Origin of the sequence: Halococcus thailandensis JCM 13552, from assembly GCF_000336715.1 — an archaeon.
Lineage (GTDB): Archaea > Halobacteriota > Halobacteria > Halobacteriales > Halococcaceae > Halococcus > Halococcus thailandensis.
On record NZ_AOMF01000187.1, the window covers coordinates 1 to 2,503 of the forward strand.

A 2,503-nucleotide genomic window follows, 5' to 3' on the forward strand; every position below is an offset into this window, starting at 1 on the left:
TTCATCGGTGAGCCAGCGGTCTCTCCGACGAACAACGCCGCTGAAAGTGCGCTTCGTGAGCCGGTGGTTCTCCGGAAGATCATTGGAACGCTTCGGAACGACCGCGGTATGTTCGTGCATGAGACACTGCTGTCCCTGCTGGCGACCTGGCGCCAGCAGGGACGCAATCCCTACGATGAGTTCAAGCGAGTCGCCCGGGACAACGAGATGATTTCACGATCTCAGGCTGTACCCGCTGTTGTGTCCTCGGGGTAAACACGTACCCGTATCTTTTACCGTAATTGTTCGGGATCATGTTATCGGTGGCTGAATTCAGCTTGTACATACCGGAATACGCCGGTTCTGATCGTGAGCATATAAATCGGCTCTGTTGAATCGCCATAAGGCGATGGAATTTACTGTTTCACTGTTCGTTTGATGTTGTAGACGATACACATCAGGGCGATCTCTCGAAACTCACGGAACCAGGTACGCGCTCGCACGGCGTAGCCGAGCGAGCGCTTGACNATCAGGGCGATCTCTCGAAACTCACGGAACCAGGTACGCGCTCGCACGGCGTAGCCGAGCGAGCGCTTGACGGCCGAATTCACGGTTTCAGTCATTGACCGCTGTGCGTAGAGATCCGCGTCGATTCGGGCGTTGTGGGCGTGGTCGTACGGTGCGCGGATGCAGTGCTTGATGAGCGGGCGAATCTCGAGCTCACGCAGCCGTTCGCGGAGAGCGGTCTTGTCGTAGCCTTTGTCCGCAGCGAGAGTCCGCAGATCGCCCGCATTCCGGCGNATCTCGAGCTCACGCAGCCGTTCGCGGAGAGCGGTCTTGTCGTAGCCTTTGTCCGCAGCGAGAGTCCGCAGATCGCCCGCATTCCGGCGGGCGATCTGCTCGCAGAGGTCGGCGTCACTTCCTTTGAGTGTGGTCGAGCAGTGAACGTCGAGGACAGCTTGGGATTCTGTATCGACGAGTTTCGTGACTTTGAGCGTCTGCACGCGGTAGTTCGTGCGCTGGCAGTAGTGGCGGCTGGCGCGGTCTCGGTCGTAGAACGTGGNGACGAGTTTCGTGACTTTGAGCGTCTGCACGCGGTAGTTCGTGCGCTGGCAGTAGTGGCGGCTGGCGCGGTCTCGGTCGTAGAACGTGGTGTCGAGAGTGGCGTGTTCGGACGGAACGTGCAACTGCGCCGACTGGCGCAGTAGCACTCGACAGAGGCTTATCTCGATTCGGTCGAGTGCTTTACACAACGTCGACGGCGCAGGGAGATCGGCCGCGTCGAGGCCGATCTCCTGGGTTATTTGAGGCATCTCNGATTTGGGTCATAGACAACGCAAGTCTCTCGCTTCAATGCCTTTGATCTAGCGACCGATCCCGACGCCGTCTAGTGATTCAACAGAGCCTATAAATCCCTATTTTCTGATATCGTGTTCGCTGTGAATTAGCAGTAACGGGCTTCTAACCCCGTGATTGTGATCTGGTTTTCAGGGCAGACCTGGGTCATTAAGTCGGCGTGGTCGAACGCGATGGCAAGTTCCAGGTTCCAGCGATGGTCTGGGCGCTCGTGTTCGGCTTCGCCGCAGACGAAAGCCGAACACTCGCTGCGTTTCGTCGAGCCTACAACATTACTGCCGACAAGACGCTCTCACCCAGCGGTTTCTATCAGCGATTGACGCCACTGTTCGCCACGTATCTCCGCGACCTCGTCGAGCGCGAACTCGACGAGGTCGCTATCCCTCACACCGTCAGCGACGAGTTCGACCAATTCAGGGACGTGATGGTCGCCGATGCAACCGTTTTGCGGTTACATCGGTCTGAAGGAGCAGTACCAAGGCCGCCGGGAGGACAGGTTGGAGCGAAGCTCCACCTGCTCCACAACGTCACCGATCGAACCATCGAGAAGCTCTCGATCACCGGCGAACGTCCTCACGACAGCACCGAGTTCAAAACGGGATCGTGGCTGAAAGGCCGGTTGCTGCTCCTCGATTTAGTGTATTTCAAGTTCTGTCGCTTCGCACTGATCGACGAGTACGGCGGCTTCTTCGTGAGCCGTCTCAAGCACAATACCAAGCCGGAGATCGTCGCAGAACTGCGGGAATGGCACGGTAGTCGTTGAGAGAAGTTCTGAAATGTTTACCGTAATTTCTACGGTAAACGGGTTTTGTCCATCTTATCGAGTCGTTCGCCGATCACCTGAACTAGTTCCTGTACGGTGATTTCATCCTCATGAATGAGAGTTGTATCAGCAGCGTACTCGATCGCTTCAGCGTAACTGGCGATCATGGTCCGCCATGATCCGCGTCAGTTTCGTGGCTACGCTATCGCTGATTGTGACAGTTGTGTATCCATCTGGCGGCATATTCGCTAGGAGAGCAAATTTACAGTAAAACTTACGGTAAAATCACTCCGCTATCTTCATAACTTCCCTAAATTGCTGCGTTGAATAGGCATACGGCGACGGGATAGACCGGCAAACCAGTAAGGATGAAGCCGAGGAAGGCCGATATGGCTGAAGTAGACC

General features: G+C 56.1%; 1 protein-coding gene and 2 pseudogenes. 2 read left to right on the forward strand and 1 reads right to left on the reverse strand.

The window, feature by feature from the left end; translation table 11 throughout:
- Nucleotides 1-255, forward strand: a pseudogene (locus C451_RS19655) (IS66 family transposase); the annotation flags it as partial.
- 140 nt (nucleotides 256-395) lie between these two features.
- On the opposite strand, the pseudogene C451_RS19660 reads toward C451_RS19655, so the two are convergent.
- A pseudogene (locus C451_RS19660) lies at nucleotides 396-1,295 on the reverse strand (transposase); the annotation flags it as partial.
- A gap of 200 nt (nucleotides 1,296-1,495) precedes the next feature.
- Here C451_RS19660 and C451_RS19665 point away from each other — a divergent pair.
- A complete protein-coding gene (locus tag C451_RS19665) occupies nucleotides 1,496-2,098 on the forward strand; it encodes an IS4 family transposase (protein WP_007743446.1) in 603 nt (200 codons plus the stop codon).
- The last annotated feature ends 405 nt before the right edge of the window (nucleotides 2,099-2,503 follow it).